This window comes from Zobellella iuensis (assembly GCF_016746085.1).
Taxonomy (GTDB): domain Bacteria; phylum Pseudomonadota; class Gammaproteobacteria; order Enterobacterales; family Aeromonadaceae; genus Oceanimonas; species Oceanimonas iuensis.
The window spans coordinates 448,906-474,556 of sequence record NZ_JAERTZ010000026.1; the positions used below are offsets into that span (position 1 = coordinate 448,906).

Consider the following 25,651-nt stretch of genomic DNA (forward strand, 5'->3'; position numbering starts at 1 on the left):
TCGACCCTACCAGTGCCGTGCTACTGAGCGGCCACTTCCGGCGGCGCCGGCCGTTCGCTCAGCCGGGCACTCTGCTCGGCCTTGTTGAACACGCCGTTCGGCAGGCCGGCGTCGAACAGCTGCTCCAGCAACTGCTCCGCCGGCCGGCTCAGCAGCAGCAGTTCGACCCGGCGGTTGGCGCCCGAGGTCGGCTGCTGCTTGTCGAGCAGCGCCTGATCCGACATGGCCACCACCTGCAGTACCCGACCGGCCGGCATGCCGGACAGCTCCAGCAGCTGACGCACGTTCTGGGCGCGCGCTCCGGACAGGTCCCAGTTGGAGTAGTGCTGGCTCACGTAGCGCACCGAATCGGTATGGCCGGAGATAATCAGCCGGTTTTCCACCTTGTCGAATATCGGCGCCAGCTCTTTCAACAACCCCTCAAAATCCGCCGACAACCGGGCGCTGCCCCGGCTGAACATGGGCTTCTGGCTGTGGTCATGGATTTGCACCCGCAGCCCCTCCGGCACTATGTCCAGCAGCAGGTTGCCTTCCATGCCGCGGCGTTCGGCCAGTTGGCCGATCAGCATGGCCAGCAGCTGGCGATCCTGCTCGGACTCAAAGCGTCCCCTCGATAAGGCCGTGATCGCCAGCTCCTCGCCGGCCAGGGCCACGGTGTCGTGCCGCGGGGTTTCCTGCCCCGGGAGCTGATCGATGGGCATCCCCTGCAAGTCCACCGGGAAAGGGGTGCCCCCCAGCAGGTAGGGGCTGGGAGACCCTTCGAACACCGAGTAATCGCGCAGGCTGGTCGACACCAGTTCCCGCTCCTGCTCGCTCGACACCGCCAGTATCCACAGCACCATGAACAGCGCCATCATGGCCAGGGCGAAGTCGGCAAAGGCGACTTTCCAGGCGCCCCCATGGTGACTGTCGTGCTTGCCGCGTGACTTGCGCTTGACGATAACGGTGCCGTGATCGCGCATCAGGAGGCTTCCCTTTCCGCGACCCAGGACTCCATCTCGATAAAGCTGGGCTTGATGTCCTGCTCAATCAGCTTGCGTCCTGCATCCACCGCCAGCAGCGGCGACTTGCCGCCAACATGGGATACCAGCACGGCGCGCACGCACTCCAGGGCGGTGATGCGCCGCCCCACCCACTGCTCCATGGCATTGCTCATGGGGCTCAGCAGGCAATAGCAGGCAAAGATCCCGAGGAAGGTGCCGACCAGGGCCGCCGCCACATGCAAACCGATATAGGTCAGGGGCCCGTCCAGGTGCTGCATGGTGATGATGATGCCCATCACCGCCGCCAGTATGCCGAAACCGGGCATGGCATCGGCCGTCTTGGCCAGGGCCTGGGACGGCTTGAGCATGCTCTCCTCCAAGGCCTCTATTTCCTGCTCCAGCAGGCCTTCCAGCTCATGGGCGTTGAGCTTGCCCATGCCCAGCATGCGCAGGTTGTCGATAATAAAACCGAGCAAGACCGGATTACCGGCCACCAGGGGATGACGGCCGAACAGGGGGCTGTCCTTGGGCGACTCCACATGGCCGTCCAGCGCCTTCAGCCCCTTGGCCCGGGTTTCCTCCAGCAGTTGGTGCAGCAGCGGCAACAGCTGGCGGTAAAGCTCCGCATCCTCCTTGTTGCCCTTCGACACCGCCTTGAGCTGCAGCCATATGCCCTTCAGCACCGCCATGGAGTTGCCCATGATCAGCGCCCCCAAACCGGCGCCGACGATGATCACGATTTCCGCCGGCTGCCACAGGGCCATCAACTGGCCGTTGGCCATGACAAAACCGCCAAAGACACAGATGAAAACGACCAGGATCCCTACCAGCTTCTGCATTACTGTTCTCCATTCGCCGTGAGTTCACGGTTCAACAACGCCAGGCACTGCTTGTGCAACTGGCACACTCTCGATTCGGTGAGATCCAGCACCAGGGCTATCTCCTTCATATTGAGTTCGTGCTGGTAATAGAGCGACATCAGCCGCTGTTCCCGCTCGGGCAGCCGTTCCAGCAACCCGGTAATGGTTCTTTGCTGCTCCAGCCGGCTGAACGAGGCCTCCTGGGCCGGCTCCACCCCATGTTCCAGCAGCTGCTGCAGGCTCTCCATTTCCGCCATCTGGCCGGCGTAAATGATGTCGCGCAGTTCACCGATGTCGACGCCCATGGCCTGGGCCAGCTCCGGCTCGCTGGGACGGCGCCCCAGCCGGCGCATCAGCTCCCGTTCGACCTGGCTGCACTGGTGGCTCTGCTGGCGCAGCTGGCGCGGCCGCCAGTCATGGCGGCGGAGTTCGTCCAGAATGGCGCCGCGGATCCGTTTGAAGGCAAACGCCGCGAATCCCTCATCGGGCGGGCCCCCATAGCGGCGCAGGGCTTCCAGCAGCCCCATGATGCCGATCTGGGCCAGGTCGTCCGCATCGATCACGGTGCCGGCCTGGTTTTTAAGCTGTCCCAATACGCGCCTGACCAGCGGCATATACTGGCTGAGCCAGTGGCTTTCGTGTTCAACCCTCGCCAGCGGCTGAGCATCGTCAGCCGTGGACCAGTCCAGCTCCAGCAACATAACAACCCCTATTGGATAACCAGCTTGGTGATCAACACCCCTTCCACCGAGGGAGCATAGCCATAGCTTTGCAACCGCTGGTTGAGCGCCGTTTGCAACTCCTGTTCGAACTGCCCCATGTCCTGCAACTGCCCCTGTACCCGCTCGTGATCAAAACCACTGAAATAGCCGAGGGTGGTGTTGCGCAATGCCGGCAATACGCCCTCCCACAGTTGCAGCTGCTCCGCCTGCCGGCTCATCAGGGCCAGCTCCAGCACCATGTAATGGTTGCGGCCGCTGCCGGGCAGTCCTATCACAAACTGATCCAGCTGCTTGAAGCGGGGTTCGGACACCGGCTCGGGCCTGGCCTTTTTCTCCAGTAAACCGGATACCAGCTCGCCCTTGGCCCAGCTTTCCCGGTAATCGGCCAGCACGAAGGTGCCGGTCCACATGCCGCCCAGCAGGGCGGCCAGTACCAACAGCAGTACCATCAGGGTCTTGGCTCGGGATTTTTCTGCCACTTTCGCTTCCTCTGTTATACCAGGGCATTGATCCAGTCCCGGGAGCGGGCACCGCTCCCGGTGTTGTTTTCTTCTTCGGCGACGGCGTTGGCGATGGCCATGTCGTCACTGTCTTCCCGCCCCTGGCGATCGCCCTGGCCCACGTTCACCTCCACCCCACCGGCATGGTGGGGCAGCAGTTCGGCCCGCAGCCGGTCGAGCTGGGAGGCCAGCGCCTCGCGTACCGCACCCTGGCTGGCGTTGAGCTGGATATGCAGCCGGTCGCCTTCCACCCGCACCGTCAGCTCCAGCCGCCCCATTTCCGGCGGGTCCAGCTTGATCCTGGCCTGCTGCACCTGCTGATTCAGCTGCATCTCCACCTTTTCCTTGAGGCTGTGCAGCAGCTGCTGGCCCAGGGCCGCCTTGTTGCCGGCGGCGCTCTGTTCCACCTTGATGGCGGCCCATTCATGCACGGCGGACGAGGGACGTTCCGCCGCCGAAAAAGGCGGTGGGCTGGTCATGGGCGAGGCGGCTCTTTCCCCCTCTTGGGAAACCTGGGGAACGACCGGCGGCAAGGCGGAAGCTTTGAGCGCCAGTTCCCCCTGCAGGGCCAGGGCGCTGGTGCGCCGGCCGGCAGAGGCATCGGATTGCGCCGGTGGTGCGCTTTGGTGGCGGGCGGCAGGGACAGCCCCGCTGTCGGCGAAATGGCGGAGCCCCAAGGTCATGGGGGAAGCGGTTTCCCCGGGGGCCGGGCGTGCGCCGCCCGCTTCCGCCGGGGCGGCCACCGGGGTACCCGCCACGGGAAGCGGCTCCGGCCAGGCCGGCGCTGCCGGCGACACGGGGTGCATGCCTTCGGCCTGGACAACCGGCTCCGGCACAACAGGCAACTCCGCCGTCTGCTCCTCTGCGGCCATCGGCAGCGGGGTCGGCTCCGACGGCAGCAGGGCGGCCATCTGCTCGGCCATGCCTCCGAATCCTTCGCCGGCGTCGCCATCGGGATGCCGCTCGGGCCCCTTCCGTACCGTCATCTCCCCGCCCACGGGAAGGGAAACCCATTGCCGGGTTATCATTCCTCTCCTCCCGCCTGGCTGACCCAGTCGTAGGCGAGCGAGCCTTCCCGCCGCCGGCGCAGGGCCTGCAGCTGTTCGTCGAGCCGAGCGGCCTCGTCACTGACCTGCTGCCAGGCCTGGCGATACTGGCGGCCGAACTGGGCCAGCGCCGCCCGTTGCCGCTCGTTTAATCCGTGGCGATAGGGCTCCAGCTCTTGCAGCAGCAACCTGAGCTGCTTGTCCAGCTCTTCCAGCCAGCCCCATTGCCTGGCGTTTACCGCCTGCTGCACATTGCCCTGCAGCAGCAGCAGCCGGCCGAACAAAGGGGCTATCGAGGAGGTGTTCATGCCCGGCGTCTCCCGCTCCAACCCCAAAGCGGAATCCCCGTTTCCGCCCCGGTTTCCGCCGGGGTGGCCAAAAGGTTCCGTACCGCCATCAGGCCCCGGCCTCCTGGCCGAGCCTGTCCCAGCCTTCGCGCAGATCCTGCAGCACCCGCACCACGGGCACCAGCTGGGAAAGATCGTTGTGGACGCTGGCACCGAACAACTGGCGACCGCAGTAGTCGTACAGCTGGTGCAGGTTGGCGGCCAGCTCGCCGCCCTGCTCCATGTCCAGGGCGCTGTCCAGGCCGCCGAGGATATCGATGGCCTTGGCGATGGAGATGCCCTTTTCCCGGTTCCGCCCCGCCTGTATATGGCCTTCGGCCCGGGCGATTTCGTCCAGCAGCCCGTCCATCAGCATCAGCACCAGCTCCCGGGGCGAGGCCTGGGCGGCCCGGGCATCGGTCTGGGTGTGCTGGTAAATATCAAAGCCGGTATCGGCATCAAACATGGGAAGCTCCTGCCTCGATTTAGAACATGCCCATGGTCTGCTGCATTTGTTGTGCCAATGTTTGCATGCGGGTGAACTGGGCCAGGTAGCGCTGGTAGACCTTGTCCATGCGGTTGTCCAGCGCCTCCTGCCGGTCGGTGAGGCGATCCAGCCCCAGCTTGAGGCTGCGGTCCCGCTGTACCAGTATGCCGTTGCGATCCAGGTAGGGCTTGATGTCGGTTTCCATCCGGGTCAGCAGGCCACCGGCGCCGGTCAGCGCCTCTTCCAGGGCGCCGGGGCTGCTCTGCTGCAACCTGGCCATGGCCTCGGTATCCAGCGACAGCTTGCCCTGGCGGTCGGTCTTGATGCCGATCTCCGCCAGGCTCAGGCCGCCGCCCGGGTTGGACAGGATGGCTCGCAGCCGGCCCACCAGGCCCCGGCTCAGGCTGTCACCGCTCAGGGCCGCCGTCTTGCCCTCGCCGCCCTTGGTCTGCAGCTCCACCTCGGCCACCAGGGCATTGTAGGCGCTCACCACCCCCTTGAGGGATTCTTCTATCGCCGCCTTGTCGGTGGCCACGGTCAGGGTGAGGGGGGCGTCGGTATAGTTGCCGCCGCCATCCCGGGCGTGGGCCTTCTGCACCGTCAGGTTGAGGCCGTCGATATGGTTGTCGAAGCTGTTGCTGGCGCTTTCCAGCAGCAGGCCGCCGGCCCCGCCCAGCTCAATCTGCGCGTTTTGGGCCTGGCCGAGTCGGGTCTTGCCCGCCAGGGCCGCCTCCAGCTCGGTATAGGCGGCGCTGCCGTCACCGCCGCTCAGGCTGATGGTAAGGGCCTGATCGGCGCCGGTTTTAGCGCCGGTCAGCATCAGGTGGGTCTGGCCGTTGCTGCGCACCAGGGAGGCCTGCACCCCGCTGTTGTCCGCCGCGCCGTTGATGGCGTCGCGCAGGCCGGCCAGGCTCTTGCCCGCGTGCGCGGCCAGATCCAGGCTCAGGGTGTCGCCGGCCACGGTTATCTCCAGCACGCCCTGGGCCGGCACCGTCCAGTTTTCATCCAGGGCCAGGGAATACTGATCCGCCTGGGCCAGCTGTTTGACGTAGAGCTGGTAGTCGCCGTTGGCCGCGCCGCGCTTGAGGCTGGCGCCGGCGTAGCCCTCGGCGGAGAAGCTGGCCGCCTGGCTCTGCAGCCCCTTGCCGGTGTTCAGGGCCTTGACGGCGTCCTGCAGCGCCTGCAGCTTGCCCTTGATCTTGTTGTAGGCGTCCTTCTGGGCGCTGATCTGGCTGCGCTGGCTTCTGATCAGGGTGTCCAGCGGGGTGCGCTCGGCGCTCATCAGGGCCTGGGCCATGGTGGACGGATCCATGCCGTTCATTCCAAACATTGCCACCTCCGGGGTGTGTTGTGATGGGTGCACTGGAGCACCGTTCAGTTTAAAAGTTCACCAGTCCACATAGTTCAGAGGCAACAGGGCCACCTCCGCCGACACGCTTCAAGCACATCCCTGTGACGCTCGGCACATGCCGAATGTCGCGGAAACCGCCGTATCATCGCTTCGCGATGCTGGCGGCGGTGCAAGGCGCTTCGCGCCCCCTGGCATGTGACGGTCGGCGGAGACAATCCCTGTCGCCTCTTTCAAGCCCGGACGCCGTCCGCTGGTGGTGCCAGCAGAAGACACTGGAGTCTTGGGAAGGACAAAGGGTGCTCGCTAGATACTGCTAACGACCGGGGTGGCGGCGGACTTGAATCGGCGGGACAAAAACAAAAAGGCGGCCCCGAGGGACCGCAAGAGACGAGCCATATCCAGAGGACATGGAACATGAACAACAGGCGGGCTCCACGGCGGAGCCCCACAAAAAGGAAGTAAGGATGCGCTTAGCGCAGCAGCGACATCACCAGGCCGCTCATCTGGTTGGCGTTGCTCAGCACCGACATGCCGGACTGCATCAGCATCTGGTTTTTGGTCATATTGGAGGCTTCCTGGGCGAAGTCCGCGTCCATAATACGGCCCTTGGCGGACTCGGTATTTTCGCGCATATTGGACAGGTTATTAATGGTATGCTCCAGGCGGTTAATATTGGCGCCGAACTGGGCCCTCAGGGTACCCACATCATTCAAAGCGGTTTCCAGCTCATCGATAGCGCTGCCTGCATTGGCTGCATCATCAAGCGTTTCTGCTTTGATTGTTGTAATTGCCGCTGTAACTGCCGCCAAATTAACACTTGCATTAAATGACAGAGTTTCCGCACTGCTGGCACCGATCTGGAATGAAGCTGCTGCGGTAAATTTGCCTCCTGCAGCAAACAAATCATCACCGGCATACTTGGTATTGGTAATAATATTAGTCAGTTCATTGCCAAGCTCGTCATACTCGGTTTGCATTGCAGTTCTGTCATCATCGCTGTTGGTATCGTTGGCTGCTTGGGTAGCCAAATCCTTCATCCGGTGCATGATATTGGTAACTTCATCCATGGCGCCCTCGCCGGTCTGCAGCATGGAGATGGCGTCCTGGGAATTGCGCATGGCCACGCTCATGCCATTGCTCTGGGCTTGCAGGCGGGTGGCGATTTGCAGGCCGGCGGCGTCGTCGGCGGCGGAGTTAATACGGAAACCGGTGCCCAGGCGCTCCATGGCATTGCCCAGCATCTTGTTGGTGGAATTCAGGGTGTTCTGGGTCACCAGGGAAGTGTAATTGGTATGAATAGACAGGCCCATAATCTTTTCCTTTTAAAAAGGGTTGCTTGGTTCCCCTTGATAAAACGGCGGCACCGGACGGCAACTTTAATTAAGGCGGAAATATTTTTTGAGGGGTGAGGTGAGGAGGACAAACCATGCACCCGGCGCCATCGGCCCTGGATGCCCGCCTTCGCGGGCATGACGCGACTTTCCTGAAGACGCCGTGAGTCGGATTTCCTGGCTGCCCGCCTCCGCGGGCATGACCCACCACGACTAAAAGAGTGAAGCCTGGCGGCAGTGGACCGCCGACAAAGCGCCGGCCTGCCCTGTCGTCACTCCCGCGAAGGCGGGAGTCCAGTGCAATACTTTATGGTCCTCCGTCTTCGCGGAGGTGACCACCAGTAAACAGCGGTGTCGAGGGGAGCATGTCCGGCGATAAACCAGACCATGAGGGCTTACCGTCACGCCGAGAGCTGGGCACCCGGCCGCTTATTCCTTGCGCAGCAGGGCCACGGCGTTATGGCGGGAGACATTGGCCTGGGCCAGCAGGGCGGCCACCAGTTGCTCGAAGCGGCTGGCGGGGCCGGCCAGGGGCGCGGTGTCGCCCCGCTGCTCGATGGCCGGGGCCGGCCAGTCGTCGGCCATCTGCTGCAGTATCAGCTGGCGCTGGGCCTGCAGTCGCTGGGCATAATCCTGGATGCGGGCCATCACCCGGTTGAGGTGCTCCCGCTCGCTCAACAGCTCGCCCTTGCGCGCCGCCTCGGCCAGGGGCGCCAGGGCATCGGGCTCGGGGCTGGCCTTGATCAATACCGGCTCGCCGGCCGGCACCCGCACCCCCTCGCCCTGCATCAGTATCGGCTGGCGCAGCACCGCGTCCGCCTGGCCTTTCGCCACCAGCTGCACCCTGCCCTGCTCGCTCTCGGCACCGATACCGAGCGGCGCCAGGTGGCGGTTGAGCTGGGCCAGGGTGTCCGCCGGCCGCTGGCCCGGGGCTATGGTGATGCCCATGGCCTGCTGCTGGCCCGCCAGCAGCAGCGACACCCGCTCCCGCACCGGGCGCGGCCCCAGCAGGTCCACCTTGTCGAGCAGGTAGCGATGACGGGCGGCGTCCCCTTCCAGGGCCCTGGGCTGCAGCCGGGCGTCCAGCTGCCCTTCCCGCTGCAACTGCTCCGACAGCCGGGCCAGTTGCTCGCCCCAGCGGCCCTGCTGCTCCGGGCTCATGGCCGAGGCGTGCATGCGCTGGGCCAGGGTGCGCAACTGCAGGTACACCTGGCTCAGGGACTGCTCCGCCGCCTGCAGCTGGGCCACCCGGTTCTGGGCCTGGCCGAGCCGGCCCCATTGCTGGAAGCGGCCGGGCGCGGAGAGCAGTGCCTCCTGCCGCTCCCGCCGCTTCGCCTTGTCCTCGCCCCCGGCCGGGCTGCCGGCGATGGTCGCCGGCGCCGCCACCCCGGCCTGGGCCGGGTTGAGGCGTCCGTTGCTGACTTGCATATTGGCTCCCGTCATCCGTTACAGGGCATTGAACAGGGACAGCTTGTTGACGTTGACATAGGTCTGCTGGGTGCTCTGCAGCGCCAGCAGTATCTGCTGCATGTTCATGGCCGCGTCGCCGTAGTCGAGGGCGGACAGCTCGTTGTGCAACCCCTGGCCGAACACCTTCATCTCGCCGTGGGCGGCCACCACCTGATCCAGGCTGTTGATGCGCCCGCCGATATCGGTCAGCGACCGGGTGATATTACCTATGCCCTGGTCCAGGCTGTCGAGCATGTCGCCCACCGCATGGCCGATATTGCCGGGGGTGCTTTGCAGCAGGGCGATAAAACCGTGGATATCCTGCAACAGGTTGCCGCCGTTGAACAACAGCCGCTCGGCGCTGTCGTTGGCCGGCACCATAACGCCATTGGCGATGGCCACCCTGCGCTGGTAGTCGTCGCCCTGGTAGTCGAATACCCCGGGCGCGGTCTCGGCCACCGCCGGCCGGTCGGTGCGGGAGCCGGCGAAGACATAGTGGCCTTCCTCGTTGCGGGCGTTGGCCAGGTCGAGCAGGGCCTGCTTGAGGGACACCATCTCGTGGGTCAGGGCCTGGCGCTCGGCCAGCTCGTAGCTGCCGTTGCCCGCCTCCACCGTCATGTCCCGCAGCCGCAGCAGTATCTCCTTCATGCCGTCTACCTGGGTTTCCTGCTGGCCGAGCCGGCTCTTCACCTGGACGGCGTTCTTCTCGTACTGGTCGAGGGCACTCAGCTCCTTGTCGATGCCCTGCAGCCGCACCGTGGCCAGGGGATCGTCGGAGGGCTTGAGCAGGCGGTTGCCGCTGGCCATCTGCTGCATCAGCTTGCCGTAGTCGGCGCCGCCCTGCTGCAGGCTCTGCATCACCATCCGCTGGATTTGTCCTGTACTTACACGCATGGGGGAATCTTCCTCGCTGGGCGGTTACATCATGTTCAACAGGGTGTTGAACAGCTGGTCGGCGGTGCTGATCACCTTGGCGTTGGCCTGGTAGCTCTGCACATAGGTCATCATGTTCATCGCCTCTTCATCCAGGTTGACGCCGCTCACCCCGTCGCGCCGGGCCTGGGCCTCGGCGCGGATATTATTGGCCGCCGCCGCGTCCGCCTGCCACTGGGCGCTGGTGATGGCGAGCGCGCCCACCAGGGTGCGAAAGGCTTCGTAACCGCCGTCTTCCAGCGCCAACAGGGCCCGCAGGTTGTCGTTGTTGCCCGGGCCGGCGGCACTGGTGCCCGACAGGGCCAGATCCTCCGCCTGCAGCCCTTCCGCCACCCGGATGCTGCCGGCGGCGTCATTGCCGTCCAGGCTGAACAGGGGCCGGCCCGGCTGGCCATGGAGATCCTCGCCCAGGGCCAGCTGATCGTTGATTTTACCGGCGAAGTCGGCCGCGATGCGGTCGAGCTCTTCCCGGGCCGGCAGCAGCTGCTGGTGCCGGTGCAGGATAAGGCCGCCCAGGCTGCCGCCGATGCCGCCGTCGAGGGGGAATTCCTGGCCGGCGAAATGGACGCCGATATCCTGATCCTGGCGTTCGATACGGGCCGCCTGGTTGCCCAGCACCAGGGGCTGGCCCTGGCTCAGGCTGATGTTGAGGGTGCCGTCCTGCTGGCGGGCGGTGCGGATTTCCACCAGGCCGGACAGACGGCGCAGGGTCTCGTCGCGGCTGTCTTCGAGGACGCCGGTGTTGCCGCCCTTGGCGCCCACCTTCTTGATCTGGTCGTTGAGCTCGGCCAGCTGGGCCAGCAGGCTGTTGGCCTGGCTGTTGACCGCGTCGGTCTGGTCCAGCACCCGCCGCTGCTGGGCATCCAGCTGGGCGGCCAGGTAGTTGAAACGCTGGGCCAGGGCGCCGGCGGAGGCGATGATCTGCTGCCGGGGCGCCGTGCTCTGGGGCGTTTCCGCCGCGCTGTGCAGGGCGGCGAAGAAGTTGTTGAGGCCGGGCAGCAGGCTGCTGTCCGGGCTGCCGAGCACCGTCTCCAGTTGATCCAGGTAGCCGCTCACCTGAGTCCGGTAGCCGGCGTCGGACTCGGCGCGCCACAGCTGCACCGCGAGAAAGTCGTCGGTCACCCGGCGCAGGCCGGTCACCTGCACGCCGTTGCCGCCCATGACGCCGAAGCCGGACTGGCGGGCGCTCAGCATCACTTCCTGGCGGGTATAGCCGGGCACGTTCACGTTGGCCACGTTCTGGCTCATGGTGTTGAGGGCGGTCTGGGAGGCCAGCAGGCCCGACAAGCCGTTGTTGATCATTGCCATGGTTTTATCCGTTCCTGTTCGCCCTCAGCGGCTGGCTGAAGGCGGCGATGGGCGTCTCCCCACTAGCAACGACCGCAGGCTCCGAATTCTTTAACGGCGAGCTCAATTGGCTGACCAGCAAGTCCCTCAGGCCGGTCTGCCCCCGGGAAGCCAGGTTCATGGCCGTCTGGCCATCGTACCAGTCGCGCATCATCTCCTCCCGGGGGCCGGGGGCGAAAGGGCCGTCGGGATCCCGCAGGGCGTCGCTGGCCGAGCGCATCTGCTTGAGCACCTGCTGCAGGAACAGGGCCTCGAACTGTTCCGCCGCCTGCTCCACCGCCTGTTCGACGGGCTGCTGCTTGAGCTGCTCCAGCCCCTGCCATTGCAGGTAAGTCGCGGTTTGGGTTTTCATCTGTTCTCCTACAACACCACCAGTTCCGCTTCCAGCGCGCCGGCCTCGTTGAGCGCCTGCAGTATCGACATCAAGTCGTCCGGCTTGGCGCCCAGGCTGTTGACCGCCTGCACTATCTCGTCGAGGGAGGTTCCCTCGGGCCAGACGAACATGCGCCCGTCGTCCTGCTCCACCCGCAGGTCCGACTCGGGCGTGACCGTGGTCTGGCCCTGGGACAGAGGGTTGGGCTGGCTGACGTTGAAACGCTCGGTGATGGTCACCGTCAGGTTGCCGTGGCTCACCGCCGCGGCGCGCACTTTCACGTCCTGCCCCACCACCACGGTGCCGGTGCGGCTGTTGAACACCACCCTGGGCCTGTTCTGCCCCATTTCCACCCGGATATCCTCCAGCATCGACATAAAGGTCACCCGCTGGCGGCTGTCCGCCGGCGCCTGCACTTCGATGGCCCGGGGGCCGGTGGCCCTGGCCACGTCGGGGCCGAACACCTGGTTGATGGCCTGCTCCACGTTGCGGGCGGTGCGGAAATTGGCGTCCTTGAGGTTGAGGGTCACCATGGGGGTGCTGGCGAAGGTGGACGGAATCTCCTGCTCGATCAGCGCCCCGTTGGGGATGATGCCGGCGGTAGGCACGTTGACCGTGACCGAGGAGCCGCTGTTGCCCTCGGCCTGCAGGCCACCCACCACCAGGTTGCCCTGGGCCACGGCGTAGACCTGGCCATCCACCCCGCGCAAGGGGGTGAGCAGCAGGCTGCCGCCGCGCAGGCTGCGGGCATCGCCGATGGAGGAAACGGTCACGTCCAGGGTCTGGCCCCGCCCGGCCAGGGCCGGCAGGGTGGCGTGCACCGACACCGCCGCCACGTTCTTCAGCCGGGGATCCGTGCTGTCGGACAGCTGCACCCCGAACTGGCGCAGCATATTGGTCATGGACTGACCGGTGAACTTCACCTGGCTGCGATCGCCGGTGCCGGACAGCCCCACCACCAGGCCGTAGCCCACCAGCTGGTTGTCGCGGATGCCCTGCACGTCCACCACGTCCAGCAGCGGGCGTACCCGGGTCTGGGCGTCGGCCAGCACCGGCAGCCAGGCCAGCAACAAGGCCATCAATATCGGCATTCTCATGGCAACTCCTAAAGGGGGAACCAGCTGCTGTTGAAGAAACGACTCAGCCAGCCGGCCTGGTTGGTGTCGGCCAGGGCGCCGCGCCCGGCATAGGTGATGCGGGCGTCGGCCAACCGCAGGGACGACACCCGGTTCTGGCCGTCGATATCATCCACCCGCACCAGGCCGTTCAGGCGCACGTATTCGTCGCCCTGATTCAGCTTGATCCATTTCTCGCCCCGCACCCGCAGCACGCCGTTGGGCAGCACTTCCGCCACCGTCACCGTGATGGAGCCGGACAGGGCGTTCTGCTGGCTGGTGCTGGCGGAGCCCCGGAAGTCCCGGTCCACCGCTCCGTCCAGGGTCAGGTTGGTCCTGAGCTTGCGCCCCACCATGGGTGCCGGGATGTCGATGCCGCTGCTCTTGTCCATGCTGGTGTCGGCCTTCTTGCTGGACTGGGTGCGCTCTTCCAGGGTGATGGTCAGAATATCGCCCACCCGATAGGCCCGCCGGTCCTGGAACAGGGTGATCATGGAGTGCTGGTTGAAGGCGCTGCCATCCCGGTGCTGTTCCTGCGGCGATACCTGGCCCAGGGTCGGGGCCCAGTCTTCCTCGCCCGGCTCCGGCGGGATCAACTCATAGGTAGTGCAGCCGGCCAGCCCCAGCAGGCCGGCCCACAGCCAGTGCCTGGCGCTCTTCATCAAAGCGCCTGGCTCACGAACTTGAGCATCTGATCGGCGGCGGACACCACCTTGGCGTTCATCTCGTAGGCGCGCTGGGTGGTGATCATGTCCACCATCTCCTCCACCACGTTGACGTTGGAGCCTTCCAGGGTGCCCTGCTTGAGGGTGCCCAGGGCGTCGTCCCCGGCCTGGCCCTCGAGGGGCTCGCCGGAAGAGCCGGTCTGGCGGTAGAGGTTGCCGCCCATGGCCTCCAGCCCCGCCGGGTTGGCGAAGTTCACCAGGGTGATAAGCCCCAGTTCCTGGGGATCGGCCTGGCCGGCCAGCGTGGCGGTGACGGTGCCGTTGGCGCCCACCGCCACATTGATGGCGTTTTCCGGTATCTCTATCTGCGGCACCAGGGGCAGGCCCTCGGCGTTGACCATCAGCCCCTCGGCGTTGCGGTGGAACTGGCCATTGCGGGTATAGACCAGCTCGCCGTTGGGCCGCTCTATCTGGAAGAAGCCCTGGCCGACGATGGCCAGGTCCAGCTCCTGGCCGGTGTTCTGGAAGCTGCCGGTGGTGAACACCTTCTGGGTGCCGACCACCTTGACGCCGTTGCCCATCTGGATGCCGGAGGGCACCTGGTTCTGCTGATCCGCCGCCGCCCCGGGCTGGCGCTGCACCTGGTAGAACAGATCCTCGAAGGCCACTCTGTCCCGCTTGAAACCCACGGTATTGACGTTGGCCAGGTTGTTGGAAATGGCGGTCATGCGCGCATCCTGCGCGCTCAGACCGGTTTTGCTTACCCATAAGGCTGAATGCATGCTGTTATCCTGTTGATTGATTCAAAATCACGGCCGCGGCTCAGCTGCCGCGGATCAGCCGGGCACCGGCCCGGGCCTGGTCGTCGGCGGCCTTCATCACGTTGACCTGCAGCTCGAACTGGCGCCCCAGGGCCATGGTGTGCACCATCTCTTCCACCACGTTGACGTTGGCGCCTTCCAGGTGGCCCTGCTTGAGCACCACCTCGTCGTCCTGTTCCAGTTGCGGGCCCCGCTCGGGGTAGAAGAGGCCGTCCAGCCCCTTCTGCAGATCCCCGGCCTCGGGCAGCACCAGCTTGATGCGGCCCCCTTCCACCAGGGCGCCGCCCCCCGGCGGGGTCAGGCTGAGGGTGCCGTCGGCGCCGATGTCTATCTTGCTGAACTCGGGCAGCACCAGGGGGCCGCCGTCGCCCACCACCGGGTAGCCGTTGATGGTCAGCTCCCCCTCGGGGCTGACCAGCATATTGCCGGCCCGGGTGTAGGCCTCCTGCTCGCCGTTTTGCACGGCGATAAAGCCCTCGCCCTGGACGGCGATGTCCAGATCCCGGCCGGTCTGCTGCAACAACCCCGGCGCCATATTGGTGCCGGCCGGCTGGCTCTGGGCCAGGGCCCGGGTGCGCAGGCCGTCGCCGGCCAGGAAATGGGCCGAGGCCTGCTCGTAGTCGGCCCGAAAACCCTGGGTGTTGGCGTTGGCCAGGTTGTTGGCCCTGATGGCCTGGGCCATCATGCTGTGCTGGGCCCCCGACATGGCGGTGTATAGCAGGCGATCCATGGGCTAGTCCTTAAAACGAGTTGAACAGTACCTGGGTCATCTTGTCGGCGGTGCTGATGCTCTTAGAGTTGGCCTGGTAGTTGCGCTGGGCCGTCATCAGGTTGACCAGCTCGCCGGTCAGCTCCACGTTGGAACCTTCATAAGCGCCCGCGGTCAGGCTGCCCAGCACGCCGGTGCCGGGCTCGCCGATGACCGCCGCGCCCGAGGCGAAGCTCTGATGCCAGCTGGTGTCGTCGCCCTGGCGCAGGCCGTCGGGGTTGGCGAAATGAGCCATCACCACCTTGCCCTTGAGCTGATCCTGGCCGTTGGTGAACACCGCGTACATGTTGCCGTTGGACTCGAAACGCACGCCCGCCAGCTCGCCGGCGGTATAGCCGTCGTGCTGGTTGCGGGACACGTTGAAGTCGGCGGCGAATTGGGTCATGCGGGCCGGATTCAGGCTCACTTCCATGGCCTCGGCGCCGGCCGGGGCATAATTGAGGGTGATATTGCCCGCCGGGGTGGCCAGGGAACCGTCGGTGTTGAAGGTCAGCGCCTGGACGGTTCCCACCGCTTTACCATCTATCCGATAATTCACTTCCCAGCTATTGCTGCTCGGATCACCATCAGCCTGGTTAAGGGACATATTGAAGCCAGAAGCATGCTGGGTCATACCGGAGTGATCCAAGGCGATAATCATTTTGGTAGCCCCTTCCGGCTCGTACTCCAGGGTAAGACTGCCTGGGCTTGCCAGAGTACCAGCGGGATTGAAGGTGAGATTTTGGGGCGTACTTACTGCCTTACCGTCAATATAGTAGTGCGCCTCCCAGGTATCGGCGCCGGTCTTGACGAAATACTGAGTCATCACATGGCTATTGCCCCGGGAATCAAACAGCTCGCTGGAGCGGGAGAAGTTATAGCTGCTGGAATTGGTCGGAGCGAACGCATTTTCCGGGATGGTCGCGTCAGCATTCAGGTTGGCCGCAAAATTCAGTTGGGTGCTGGCCGTACCCGGCATTTTGACGAAATACTGGGTCAGCACATGGCGGGTGCCGAGGGAGTCGTACAGTTCGCTGGACTGGGAGAAGTTGTAGCTGCTGGCCTCCGCCGTATCGAAGGCGCCGGTGGGAGCCACCGCATCGGCCTTGAGGTTGGCGACAAAATCGAGCCGGGTGCTGGCCTGGGCCGGCAGGTTGGCCACGTCCACCCGCAGATCCTGCACCACGCCCTGGATCAGCTGGCCAGCCTCATCGGCCATATAGCCCTGCAACCGCATGCCGTTGTTGGCCACGATGAAGTTGTCCGCGTCCCGGTTGAAGGTGCCGGCCCGGGTATAGGCGCTCTGGCCGTTCAGGCTGGTCATGAAGAAGCCGTTGCCGGAAATGGCCAGGTCGAGGGAGCGGCCGGTGTTGACCACGTCGCCGTCCCGCTCGAAGTTCTGGGACACGTTGTTCACCTCCACCCCGCCGGGCTGGCCGCCGCCGTAGACGGCGGCGAATTCGGCCCGGGCGCTCTTGAAGCCGGCGGTGGATACGTTGGCGATATTGTGGCTGATCACGCCGAGCGACTGGTTGGTCGCGCGCAGCCCGCTCAGACCTATGTTGTAAGACATGAGTGTGCTCCTTGATGGGTTAGGGCTGACCGAACTCGGTTACCCGGAATAACGACACCTGGCCGATGCCGGCCAGGCTGAGCATGATCTCGCCCCCGCCGCCGGGCAGGCTGACCTTCTCGACGGTACGGGACAGATAGGGCGCCAGGGGCGTCGTCCGGCCGTCCTGGTGGGCCTGGACCCGGAACTGGTAGTCGCCGGCCTTGAGTTCCGGCAGGTTGAAGCCGACCTCGCCGCTGACCCCGCCCCACTCCTGTTCGTACACGGCTTTGCCCGCGCCATCGAACACCGTCAGGGTCAGTTGCTGGGTACCCGCCGGCACCGGAATACGGCCCTGCAGGGCTTCCGCCTCGCTCAGGCTGATGCTCTGGGCCGGCACCGTCACCTGCTTGCCCATCAGGGAAGTGCTGCCCAGCACCTGCAGGGTATCGAGCAGGGTGGCCTGCTGCTGGCCCTGCATCTTCATCTGCTCTATGCCTTCCACCATGCTGAACTGGGCCAGCTGGCTGACGTACTGGGTGCCGTCCATCGGATTGAGCGGATCCTGGTTGTTGATCTGGGCCACCATCATCTGCAGGAACTCGCTGCGCAGGCTGCCGATGTCGTTGCCGGGGCTGATGTTGCCCAGGGTCGAGCCCATGGCGCCGTCCAGGCCGTTGATGCTTGCCAATGCCATGATCAGCGCTGCCCCAGGTTGAGCAGCCCCTGCTGCATGCTGTTGACCCGGCCTATGACTTCCACCGCCGACTCGAAGCTGCGGGAGGCGGACATCATGTCGGCCATCTCCTCCATCACATTCACCCCGGCGTGATAGACATAGCCGTCGTTGTCGGCCAGGGGATGATCCGGCTGGTGGCGCCGCTCGGGCACCCGGTCGGACTGGAGTACACCGGCGATATTGACCTTGGCCCCCTGCAGCTCGCCGGTCTGGGCCTGCTGGTAGAGGGTGGCGAACACCGGCTTGATGGCCCGGTAGGCTTCCTTCTCTGAGGCCGCCACCGAGCCGGCATTCGCCAGGTTGGAGGCCACCGTATTCATGCGGCTGGTCTGCGCCTGCAGGGCGCTGGCCGCGATGTCATAAACGCCGCTAAACGACATGATCAACGTCCTTCTATGGCCTGGTTCAGGCCCCGTAGCTTGATGTTCAGGAAAGTCAGGCTGGTCTGAAAATCCATGGCATTTTCGGCGAAGGCAGTCTGCTCCACCGACAGCTCCACCGTGTTGCCGTCCTGGGACGGCTGGTAGGGAATACGGTACAGGCTCTCGGCGGCCCCTCCCGGCTTGCTGTGCCCTTGTTCCAGCTGCCGGGCGGTATGCTGCAGCACCGCCCGGTAGTCGATATCCCGGGCCTGGTAGCCGGGGGTGTCCACGTTGGCCAGGTTGCCCGCCAGTAATTGTGTTCTGTCCATCCTGAGCGATAATGCGTAGGGATGAATGCCAAGCGCCTTGTCCAGCCCCAGGGCCATCCGCTTTCCTTATGTACTTGCCAAGTCGATGGGCCTGTTATAAACAAGATTTATGCCACTAATTAAAATTTATAAAATTCAATGAATTACCTAATCAACATCCTGGCTTTCCGCCGTTCAGGGGAAGCCCGGCTTCCGCCCGGAAGCGCCCTGCTGCTGTGCCTGCTGCTCGCCCTGCCGGTGCGGGCCGAACTGGCCGACGATCTGCACCGGGAGGCGGAGCAACGCCTGCGGCTGCACGCCGAGCAACAGCAGTGGCCGCCCTACCAGGCCGACATGGCACCCTGGCTGCCCGCCGGCGCCGCCCACCTGCCCGCATGCAGCCAGCCGCCGCAATTCACCCCGGCCCAGCCGGACGCCCGCCCCTGGGGGCGCATCCCCTACCTGATCCACTGCCCCGACAGCCCCGGCTGGCAGACCCGGGCCAGGGTACTGGTGCGGGTACGGTTGCCGGTATGGGTGGCGACGGAGCCCCTGTCCCGGCAGCAGGAGCTGGCTTCCGCCCGGCTCGAGCTGCAGGCCATGGACATAGGCCGGCTGCACCGGGGCTTTATCAGCGGCCCCCGCCCCGGGCAGCAACGGCTGCTGCGGGATCTGCCGGCCGGCGAGCCGCTCTACCCGGCCCTGCTGGCCCCGGCCTGGCTGGTGCGCCGGGGAGAGGCGGTGGTGATAGAGGCGGTGGGCGAGAGCTTCACCATCAGCACCCGGGGCCAGGCCCTGGACAACGGTGCCGAGCGGGAGCTGATCCGGGTGCGCAACAGCGACTCGGGCCAGGAAATCCAGGCCCGGGTGGTGGGCGCCAACCGGGTGCGGACCCTGTTGTGATTGAAATTCAAGTTTTTCCACCCCCGGGTCGTTATGCAGATACAGCAGCGGATAACAGGTATGGTGTTATGAAAATCTCCCCCCAGAGGATAGGCGCCCTCGGCCCCCTCTCCTCCCAGGACGACAGTCGGAAAGGCCCGGCGACCGGGGCCTCGCCCCGGCAGGACTCGGCGCCCCGGCTCAGCCGGGAACTGAAGATGGTGCAGCAGGCGCGGGCGCAGCTGGATGCCCTGCCGGAAGTGGATATGGAAAAAGTGGCCATGCTGCGCCAGGCCATCGCCGACAATGCCCTGCCCCTGGATATGGACGCCCTGTCCAGAGCCATCGTAGATCTGCACGGCAAGTCATGAGCAGGGCGAAACTGGAACAGCTCTGGCAGTTACTCAAGCTGGAACTGGAAGGCTACAGCCAGCTGCACCAGATGCTGCTGCAGCAGGGACGGCTGCTGATCGGGCAGGATCACCAGGGCCTGCTGGTGCACAACCCCCGCCAGCTTCAGCTTTCCAGGCGGCTGAACGAACTTGGCGAACGGCGGGAAGTCCTCTCGCGGGAACTGAGCGGAACCCATGGCGGCGCGGCCATCGAACGGCTGTGCCGGCAACTGCCCGACAAGCCGGCCCGGGAATTGAGCCGGCAATGGCAGGAGCTGCTGGCGACCGCCGGCCACTGCAAGCAGTTGAACGACGGCAACGGCCGGCTGCTGGCCAGCCAGAAGGAATGGCTGGAGCGTCACCTAGAACTGAGCGCCCCCACCTACGCACCGGACTGACTGGTTGGCCGACTTGTAGGGTCGAATTTATTCGACCAAACCCCGGCGCCGTTGGTGGGATGGTCCACTGAAGTGGACCCTACAACAGGCCCAGATGTAACCCGCCGCCCGTAGGGTCGAATTTATTCGACCGAACCCCGGCGCCGTGGGTGGATGGTCCACTGAAGTGGACCCTACAACAGGCCCAGGTGTAACCCGCCGCCCGTAGGGTCGAATTTATTCGACCGAACCCCGACAACAGGCCCAGATGTAACCCGCCGCCCGTAGGGTCGAATTTATTCGACCGAACCCCGGCGCCGTGGGTGGAAGGTCCACTGAAGTGGACCCTACAACAGGCTCAGGTGTAACCCGCCGCCCGTAGGGTCGAATTTATTCGACCGAACCCCGGCGTCGTTATTGGAAAGTTCCATTGAAATGGGCCCTTCAACCCCAACATCGGCCATCGGCGGTGAGGGTGACAGGTCCGTTGAAACGGCGCCTAATATCGGCTCCCCGGGGCCTGGCTCAGGCACCATTCCAGCTGATTTTCCCACTCCCGGTTCTGCTGCCGGCGCTGCAGCGCCTGCCGGCGTTGCAGCTCCTGCAGTTCCAGCCCCTTGACCTTGCCCGCCTGCTGGCGGCTCAGGCGGGCGAAACGTTCCCTGTCCTGTGCGGCCACCAGCAACTGCCGCTGCTGTGCCTCCATCACCTGCCCCAGTTGTTGCTTGATATGCCCCTGGTTGAGCAGGCCGAGGGCAGAGGTGCGCGCCAGGGGCTCGGCGATCAGCTGCCGGGCCTGCTGCAGCCGCTGTCGCTGCTCGTGCAGTTCGGCCTCGCGCTCTGCCAGTCGATCCCGTTGCTGCAGCAAGCTGTTCAACTGCTGTTGCTGCTGCCTGAGCAGATGTTCACGCATCTTTTCCTCCGGTTAATAGCGCCAGTGCCCGCAAGCTCTGTTCCAGGTTGATCGCCTCCCCCTCCTGCTGCTGCAGGAACTGCTGCAGCCCGGGGTAACGGGCAATGGCTTCATCGGTATCCACGCTCTTGCCGGCCTGGATACCGCCCAGGGGCAACAGCTCCCTCACCTGCTGGTAGAGGCTGAACCAGCGTTTGCACTGCACCGCCTGCAACCAGTGCTGCTCGGTCGTTACCTTGCTCATCACCCGGCTGATGGAGGCGCCGATGTCGATGGCCGGGTAGTGTCCCTGCTCGGCCAGCTGCCGGCTCAGCACTATATGGCCGTCGAGGATGGCCCGGGCCGCGTCGGCGACCGGTTCCTGCTGATCATCCCCTTCCGCCAGCACGGTATAGAAGGCGGTCAGGCTGCCTTCGGGCCTGTGGCCGTTGCCGGCCCGTTCCACCAGCTCGGTCAGGGCGCTGAAGGCAGACGGCGGATAACCCCTGGCCACCGGTGGCTCGCCCACCGCCAGGCCGATTTCACGCCGGGCCTGTACGAAGCGGGTCAGGGAGTCCATCAGCAGCAGCACGTCCTTGCCCTGATCGCGAAAATACTCCGCCACCCGGTGGCAGGACTCCGCCGCCCGCACCCGCAGCAGCGGGCTCTGATCCGCCGGCGCGACTATCACCACCGCCTTGGCCCGGCCCTCGGGTCCGAGGCAGTCGTCGATGAATTCGCGCACTTCCCGCCCCCGCTCGCCGATCAGGCCCACCACCACCACCTCGGCCCGGGTATAGCGGGCCATCATGCCGAGCAGCACGCTCTTGCCCAGGCCGGGACCGGCGAACAGTCCCATACGCTGGCCCTTGCCCGGGGTCAGCAGGGCATTGATGGCCCGCACCCCCACGTCCAACGGCTCGCTCACCCGCTGCCGCCAGAGGGGGTTGGCGATCGGCGCCCGCCAGGGGATCTGCTGCCCGGCCTTCAGTGGCAGGCCGTCCAGCGGACGCAACAACCCGTCCACTATACGCCCCAGTAACGGCGGGCCCACGGCCAGGCTGGCATCCGACGGACAGGGGCGAACCCGGGCACCGGTAAAGAGCCCGGTCGGAGCAGTCAGCGGCATCAGCAACGCCTGCTCCCGGTCCAGGGCCACCACCTCGGCCTCCAGCTCGCCACCGCCGTCGGTTTCTATCCGGCAACGCTGTCCCAGGATCAACCGACAACCGGACACTTCCAGCACCATGCCGGTGACCCTGAGCAGACGGCCATAAATCTGGCCGATGCCGAGATCTTCGCTCAGCGCCGCCCTCGCCTGCTGCAGCTGAGCCTCAAGCCGGCTCATCGGCGGCTTCCAGCCCCTGGCTCACCCGGGCGATGCCCTTTTGCAGCCGCTCTTCGGTCAGGGCCTCCAGGGTCAGGGTTTCGGTTTCTATCCGGCAGTCTCCCGCCGCCAACGCCGGGTCCGTGTGCAGCACCCAGCCCTGGCACTCGGTGATGCCGAGGGCCTGCAACCGCCGCTGATCATCGGGGTTCAGAAACAACTGCAGCTCCTGCACCCGGGGATCTATCCCCTTTAACGCCTCTTCCACTATCGCCAGTACCTGCTGGGGATTCAGGGTCAGCTCGGTGCGGATCACCCGCCGGGACACCTGCTCCACCAACTCACAGATCTGTTGCCGCTGCTGGCGCAATGCCGACAGGGACAGTTGCTGCCATTGCTGCTCGGCCCCGCTCTGCCACTGGCGCAGCTCCTCCGCCAGGGAGCGCTGCAGTTCCTTCAACTGGGCCTGGCCCTGCTGCCGCCCCTGCTCGAAGCCGGCCTGGCGACCGCTTTCCATCCCGGCCTCGTAGCCGGCCTGGCGGCCCTGTTCCAGCCCCTGCTCATAGCCTTGCTCGAACCCCTGCTGGAACCGCTCTTCATCCTGCTCCGCCGTCGCCCCGACATCCGCCTCGCCGTAGAGGGAGGGAAAACGATAGCGGCGATAACCGCCGGCGGGCCATTTGCTGCCTGAAGGACCCTTCACTAGTTCACCACCTGCTCTTCATACAGCTGGAACTCCAGCTCGCCCAGTTCGACCAGCTCGCGCACCAGCCCCATGACCTCCAGCCGTGCATTGTCGACGCGGCTGACCGCCACCGCGCCCTGGCGCAGCATGTCCTGCTCCATCTGCTGGGCCATACGCCTGGGCATGGCTTCCAGCATGACCCGGCGCACATTGCTCTCGGCGCCCTTGAGTGCCAGCCCCAGCAGTTCCAGCGGCAGCTCCTGCACGATGCGTTGCAGGGTTTCCGGCGTTTGCCGGGCCAGGCTGGTGAAGTCGTACATGTTGCGTTCGATATGGCCGGCGGTGTCGGCATCCTGCTGTTTGATGGCCTCCATCAACTGGCCGCGGTTGCCCTGGTAACGGTTGACGATATCGGCCACCTGGCGCACCCCGTCCACCCGGGCACCGGCGTTTTCCGCCACGAAATCCAGGCAGCGCCGCAGCGCCGCCTTCAGCTCCACCACCACGAACTCGCTCACTTCGCTCAGGTTGGCCACCCGCAACAGCAGTTCGTCGTGCATGGCCGCCGGTAACAGGGACAGCACCGCCGCCGCCGTATCCGGTGGCAGGAAGGCCAGGATCACCGCCTGCATCTGGGGATGTTCCTGCTGCAGGAAGCGCGCCAGCACTTCCGGCTGTACCCATTGCAACCGCTGGATCTCCTGGCGGATCTGGTCCCCGTACATGGAGTCGAGCAGGCCCCTTGCCAGCTTTTCCCCCAGGGCCAGGTCCAGGGTCCGTTCCAGGTACTCCCGTGAGGCGGAGTTGATCCCGCTCTGCTGGCGGTAGAGATCGAAGAATTCCTGCAGGGTGCCCTTGGCGGAGTCGGCCGACACGCCCGACAACCTGGCCATGGCGGCCGTCACCTTGCGCACATCGTCCCGGTCCAGCCGCTGCAATACCCGTGCGGCGGCCGCTTCGCCCATGCTGAGCAGCAGCACGGCGGCCTTTTCCATTTCATCCAGCGGCATCTCGGTCTGTTGTTCAGTCATGGTCTTTAATCCAGTGTTTGATCACTTCCGCGACGCGCTCGGTTTCCCGCTCGGCCAGGATCTGCAGGTGGGCGACCTGCACCTTCAGCTCGCTGCCGGGAGGCGGCAACTGCCACTCCCGCTCATCCATTTCCCAGGGCAGCAGGGTATGGGGGCCGGCTCTGCCGTGCCCTGGCAGGCCCCGTTCCTCCTGTTCCATCCATCGCGCCTCCTGGGGCAACGCCGGCCCGGCCGTCACCGCCGCCAGGGCGGCTTCCTCCCGCTTGACGGCCGCCAGTTGGCGCCCGTTGAGGTGGTGGAGCAGCGGCCGCACCCCGAACAGCAGCAGCGCCAGCAGCATCAGGCCGGCGGCCAGATAGCGGGCATAGCTTTGCCATTCGGGGCTCTGCCACCACAGGGGCTCGGACGGGAACTCGGTGAGTACCGAGTGGGGAGCGAAGTCGAAACTGGTCAGGGCGAACTGGTCGCCGCGCGCCAGGTTGAAACCCACGGCGCCCTGCACCATCTGGCCCAGTTGCTCCAGCTGCTCGGCCTGCCAGCCGCCTTCCGGCGCCACCCCATTGTTGAGCAGTACCGACACGCTGAGCTGGCTGAGCCGGCCGCTCTGGTAGCGGGTATGCACCACGGAGCGACCGCTTTCATACTGGCGTTGGAATTCACGCCGTTCCCGCAGGTTCTGGTTGGGCTGGTTGCCGGCCTCGGCCTCTTCGCCCACCTGGGGCGGCACATTGGCCAGGGCCCCGGGAATCCCCAGGCCCAGGCTGTCCTGGCTGTTGTTCTCGCTGCCGGTCTCCCGCAACAGCACCGGGCTCTGATCCAGGGTTTCCCGGGTTTCCTCGACCGCATTGAAATCCAGCTCGGCGGTCACCTGTACCCGGAAGTTGTTGGCGCCCAGCACCGGATAGAGCATGTCCCGGGCCCGCTGGCTCAGCTGCTGCTCGAGCTGACGTGCATATTCCACCTGGCGCAGGCTCATCCCCCGGCTCTGGCCGTCGGCGGAAAGGTGGTCGCTCAGCAGTTGACCGCCCTGATCGATCACCGACACCTTGCCGTTTTCCATGCCCGGCACACTGCCGGCCACCAGGTTGACGATGCCTTCCACCTGGCCCGGATCCGGCTGCCGGCCGGGAATGATATCCAGCATGACCGACGCGGTCGGGGTCTGCTCGGCCCGGCCGATGAACAGGGTGCGTTCCGGCACCGCCAGGTGCACCCGGGCGTTGCGTACCCAGTCCAGCGCCATGATGGTCCGCGCCAGTTCGCCTTCGAGGGCATGACGGTAGCGGCGGGTTTCCATGAACTGGCTGGTGCCCAGGCCGGTTTGCTGGGCCAGGCCGTCGAGGCCGGTCGGCAGCACCGCCTTGATACCGCGGGAGGCCAGCAGCATCCTGGCCGGCCCGAGCAGCCCCGGCTCCACCAGTATCTCCCCGCTCTGGGGATCGAGGCGGAAATCTATCTTGCCCGCTTCCAGGGCTTCCACGATGCTGCCCTTGTCATACAGCTCCTGTTTGCCGTACAGGGGCACATAGCTTCGCCCCGATTGCCACAACAACGCCACCACCGCCACGGCAATCACCGCGGCCAGCAGGCTGAGCAACAAGACCTGGCGGTGGTGGCGGGACAGCCCCTGCCAGCGGGCCCAGCCGCGGGCCATCGACACCTTGAATTGCCGGCCGGCGGAAAAATCGGACGGGGGAATGGAATGCACTTCGGCCATGAGGGTTCCTTACAACGGCATACGCATAATGTCATCAAAGGCAGTCATCAGTTTGTTCCTGACCTGTACCAGGGCAGAGAAACTGAGTCCGGCCTTCTGGCTGGCGAGCATGGCGCCGACCAGGTCGTCACTGACGCCGGTCTCTACCGCCGTCATCAGCCCGGCGGCCTGCACCTGTTCCGTATTGATACTGCGCACCGAGCTTTTCATTAACTCGGTGAAGGAGCCCTGTTCCACGGCCGGGGCAATGTCGCCACCGGCGGCCCGCTGCTGCAGTTGCGTCATCCGCACCAGCATCGCCTGTTGTTCTGTCTGCAGTGAAACGTTCAT

Annotated in this window: 30 protein-coding genes; 3 read left to right on the top strand and 27 right to left on the bottom strand. The window is 65.3% G+C overall.

The annotated features are described in order from the left end of the window. Nucleotides 1–20: 20 nt before the first annotated feature. The 21 genes from JKV55_RS16100 to flgB all read right to left on the bottom strand — a co-directional run bounded on the left by JKV55_RS16100 (nucleotide 21) and on the right by flgB (nucleotide 18,096). The gene (locus JKV55_RS16100) at nucleotides 21–962 is read right to left on the bottom strand and encodes a flagellar motor protein MotB (RefSeq protein ID WP_202087825.1); all 942 of its coding nucleotides are present in this window, start codon (nucleotides 960–962) and stop codon (nucleotides 21–23) included. Further along, a complete protein-coding gene (motA, locus tag JKV55_RS16105; protein WP_202087826.1) occupies nucleotides 962–1,822 on the bottom strand; it encodes a flagellar motor stator protein MotA in 861 nt (286 codons plus the stop codon). Before motA ends, JKV55_RS16100 begins: the two co-directional genes overlap by 1 nt. Continuing rightward, nucleotides 1,822–2,544, bottom strand: coding sequence for a FliA/WhiG family RNA polymerase sigma factor (locus tag JKV55_RS16110; RefSeq protein ID WP_202087827.1), 723 nt, complete (start codon nucleotides 2,542–2,544; stop codon nucleotides 1,822–1,824). The genes motA and JKV55_RS16110 overlap by 1 nt, the downstream gene beginning before the upstream one ends. A gap of 8 nt (nucleotides 2,545–2,552) precedes the next feature. After that, nucleotides 2,553–3,044 carry a flagellar basal body-associated FliL family protein gene (locus JKV55_RS16115; protein WP_202087828.1) on the bottom strand — a complete coding sequence of 164 codons (492 nt, stop codon included), beginning with the start codon at nucleotides 3,042–3,044 and terminating at the stop codon, nucleotides 2,553–2,555. A gap of 14 nt (nucleotides 3,045–3,058) precedes the next feature. Next, nucleotides 3,059–4,093: a flagellar hook-length control protein FliK gene (locus JKV55_RS20170; RefSeq protein ID WP_202087829.1), complete on the bottom strand. Its 1,035-nt coding sequence runs from the start codon at nucleotides 4,091–4,093 to the stop codon at nucleotides 3,059–3,061. Beyond that, entirely contained in the window at nucleotides 4,090–4,419 is a 330-nt protein-coding gene (locus JKV55_RS16125) for a hypothetical protein (RefSeq protein WP_202087830.1), read from the bottom strand. The genes JKV55_RS20170 and JKV55_RS16125 overlap by 4 nt, the downstream gene beginning before the upstream one ends. A gap of 88 nt (nucleotides 4,420–4,507) precedes the next feature. Further along, a complete protein-coding gene (gene fliS / locus JKV55_RS16130; RefSeq protein WP_202087831.1) occupies nucleotides 4,508–4,903 on the bottom strand; it encodes a flagellar export chaperone FliS in 396 nt (131 codons plus the stop codon). Nucleotides 4,904–4,922: 19 nt separating this feature from the next. Further along, a complete protein-coding gene (gene fliD / locus JKV55_RS16135) occupies nucleotides 4,923–6,254 on the bottom strand; it encodes a flagellar filament capping protein FliD (protein WP_237332905.1) in 1,332 nt (443 codons plus the stop codon). A 491-nt stretch (nucleotides 6,255–6,745) separates the two neighbouring features. Then, nucleotides 6,746–7,585, bottom strand: coding sequence for a lateral flagellin LafA (gene lafA / locus JKV55_RS16140; RefSeq protein WP_202087832.1), 840 nt, complete (start codon nucleotides 7,583–7,585; stop codon nucleotides 6,746–6,748). A gap of 450 nt (nucleotides 7,586–8,035) precedes the next feature. Continuing rightward, complete coding sequence (locus tag JKV55_RS16145; RefSeq protein ID WP_237332906.1) at nucleotides 8,036–9,034, bottom strand: hypothetical protein; 999 nt, start codon at nucleotides 9,032–9,034, stop codon at nucleotides 8,036–8,038. Nucleotides 9,035–9,052: 18 nt separating this feature from the next. Beyond that, nucleotides 9,053–9,949, bottom strand: coding sequence for a flagellar hook-associated protein FlgL (gene flgL, locus JKV55_RS16150; RefSeq protein WP_202087833.1), 897 nt, complete (start codon nucleotides 9,947–9,949; stop codon nucleotides 9,053–9,055). A 24-nt stretch (nucleotides 9,950–9,973) separates the two neighbouring features. Next, entirely contained in the window at nucleotides 9,974–11,296 is a 1,323-nt protein-coding gene (gene flgK / locus JKV55_RS16155; RefSeq protein ID WP_202087834.1) for a flagellar hook-associated protein FlgK, read from the bottom strand. A 4-nt stretch (nucleotides 11,297–11,300) separates the two neighbouring features. After that, on the bottom strand, nucleotides 11,301–11,687 hold the full coding sequence (locus JKV55_RS16160; protein WP_202087835.1) for a rod-binding protein: 387 nt from the start codon (nucleotides 11,685–11,687) through the stop codon (nucleotides 11,301–11,303). A gap of 8 nt (nucleotides 11,688–11,695) precedes the next feature. Continuing rightward, the gene (gene fgIL / locus JKV55_RS16165; RefSeq protein WP_439654916.1) at nucleotides 11,696–12,799 is read right to left on the bottom strand and encodes a lateral flagellar basal body P-ring FlgIL; all 1,104 of its coding nucleotides are present in this window, start codon (nucleotides 12,797–12,799) and stop codon (nucleotides 11,696–11,698) included. A 14-nt stretch (nucleotides 12,800–12,813) separates the two neighbouring features. Continuing rightward, nucleotides 12,814–13,488: a flagellar basal body L-ring protein FlgH gene (gene flgH, locus JKV55_RS16170; protein ID WP_202087837.1), complete on the bottom strand. Its 675-nt coding sequence runs from the start codon at nucleotides 13,486–13,488 to the stop codon at nucleotides 12,814–12,816. Continuing rightward, complete coding sequence (gene flgG, locus JKV55_RS16175; RefSeq protein ID WP_202087838.1) at nucleotides 13,485–14,270, bottom strand: flagellar basal-body rod protein FlgG; 786 nt, start codon at nucleotides 14,268–14,270, stop codon at nucleotides 13,485–13,487. The genes flgH and flgG overlap by 4 nt, the downstream gene beginning before the upstream one ends. Nucleotides 14,271–14,310: 40 nt before the next feature. Then, entirely contained in the window at nucleotides 14,311–15,039 is a 729-nt protein-coding gene (locus JKV55_RS16180; protein ID WP_202087839.1) for a flagellar basal body rod protein FlgF, read from the bottom strand. 10 nt (nucleotides 15,040–15,049) lie between these two features. After that, complete coding sequence (locus JKV55_RS20175) at nucleotides 15,050–16,630, bottom strand: flagellar hook-basal body complex protein (RefSeq protein WP_304952628.1); 1,581 nt, start codon at nucleotides 16,628–16,630, stop codon at nucleotides 15,050–15,052. Nucleotides 16,631–16,649: 19 nt separating this feature from the next. Continuing rightward, the gene (locus tag JKV55_RS16195) at nucleotides 16,650–17,306 is read right to left on the bottom strand and encodes a flagellar hook assembly protein FlgD (protein WP_202087840.1); all 657 of its coding nucleotides are present in this window, start codon (nucleotides 17,304–17,306) and stop codon (nucleotides 16,650–16,652) included. Nucleotides 17,307–17,308: 2 nt separating this feature from the next. Then, nucleotides 17,309–17,728: a flagellar basal body rod protein FlgC gene (gene flgC, locus JKV55_RS16200; RefSeq protein ID WP_202087841.1), complete on the bottom strand. Its 420-nt coding sequence runs from the start codon at nucleotides 17,726–17,728 to the stop codon at nucleotides 17,309–17,311. Nucleotides 17,729–17,730: 2 nt separating this feature from the next. Further along, the gene (gene flgB / locus JKV55_RS16205) at nucleotides 17,731–18,096 is read right to left on the bottom strand and encodes a flagellar basal body rod protein FlgB (protein ID WP_202087842.1); all 366 of its coding nucleotides are present in this window, start codon (nucleotides 18,094–18,096) and stop codon (nucleotides 17,731–17,733) included. Nucleotides 18,097–18,177: 81 nt separating this feature from the next. Between flgB and flgA the strand changes: the two genes are divergently transcribed. The 3 genes from flgA to JKV55_RS16220 all read left to right on the top strand — a co-directional run bounded on the left by flgA (nucleotide 18,178) and on the right by JKV55_RS16220 (nucleotide 19,690). Next, entirely contained in the window at nucleotides 18,178–18,921 is a 744-nt protein-coding gene (gene flgA, locus JKV55_RS16210) for a flagellar basal body P-ring formation chaperone FlgA (protein WP_202087843.1), read from the top strand. Between the two features lie 68 nt (nucleotides 18,922–18,989). After that, nucleotides 18,990–19,271 (top strand): flagellar biosynthesis anti-sigma factor FlgM, encoded by a 282-nt coding sequence (gene flgM, locus JKV55_RS16215; RefSeq protein ID WP_202087844.1) that lies wholly within the window; start codon nucleotides 18,990–18,992, stop codon nucleotides 19,269–19,271. Continuing rightward, complete coding sequence (locus JKV55_RS16220; protein WP_202087845.1) at nucleotides 19,268–19,690, top strand: flagellar protein FlgN; 423 nt, start codon at nucleotides 19,268–19,270, stop codon at nucleotides 19,688–19,690. The genes flgM and JKV55_RS16220 overlap by 4 nt, the downstream gene beginning before the upstream one ends. 478 nt (nucleotides 19,691–20,168) lie before the next feature. Here the strand turns inward: JKV55_RS16220 and JKV55_RS16225 are convergent, their stop codons facing one another. Genes JKV55_RS16225 through fliE form a run of 6 tightly spaced genes read right to left on the bottom strand, consistent with a single transcriptional unit; the run spans nucleotide 20,169 to nucleotide 25,651 of the window. Then, complete coding sequence (locus JKV55_RS16225) at nucleotides 20,169–20,582, bottom strand: hypothetical protein (protein ID WP_202087846.1); 414 nt, start codon at nucleotides 20,580–20,582, stop codon at nucleotides 20,169–20,171. Continuing rightward, on the bottom strand, nucleotides 20,575–21,909 hold the full coding sequence (locus JKV55_RS16230; protein ID WP_202087847.1) for a FliI/YscN family ATPase: 1,335 nt from the start codon (nucleotides 21,907–21,909) through the stop codon (nucleotides 20,575–20,577). Before JKV55_RS16230 ends, JKV55_RS16225 begins: the two co-directional genes overlap by 8 nt. Then, nucleotides 21,896–22,591 (bottom strand): FliH/SctL family protein, encoded by a 696-nt coding sequence (locus JKV55_RS16235; protein WP_202087848.1) that lies wholly within the window; start codon nucleotides 22,589–22,591, stop codon nucleotides 21,896–21,898. The genes JKV55_RS16230 and JKV55_RS16235 overlap by 14 nt, the downstream gene beginning before the upstream one ends. Continuing rightward, nucleotides 22,591–23,604, bottom strand: a complete 1,014-nt coding sequence (locus JKV55_RS16240) for a FliG C-terminal domain-containing protein (RefSeq protein WP_202087849.1) — start codon at nucleotides 23,602–23,604, stop codon at nucleotides 22,591–22,593. The genes JKV55_RS16235 and JKV55_RS16240 overlap by 1 nt, the downstream gene beginning before the upstream one ends. Beyond that, nucleotides 23,597–25,321, bottom strand: a complete 1,725-nt coding sequence (gene fliF / locus JKV55_RS16245; protein ID WP_202087850.1) for a flagellar basal-body MS-ring/collar protein FliF — start codon at nucleotides 25,319–25,321, stop codon at nucleotides 23,597–23,599. The genes JKV55_RS16240 and fliF overlap by 8 nt, the downstream gene beginning before the upstream one ends. A 9-nt stretch (nucleotides 25,322–25,330) precedes the next feature. Beyond that, nucleotides 25,331–25,651: a flagellar hook-basal body complex protein FliE gene (fliE, locus tag JKV55_RS16250; protein WP_202087851.1), complete on the bottom strand. Its 321-nt coding sequence runs from the start codon at nucleotides 25,649–25,651 to the stop codon at nucleotides 25,331–25,333.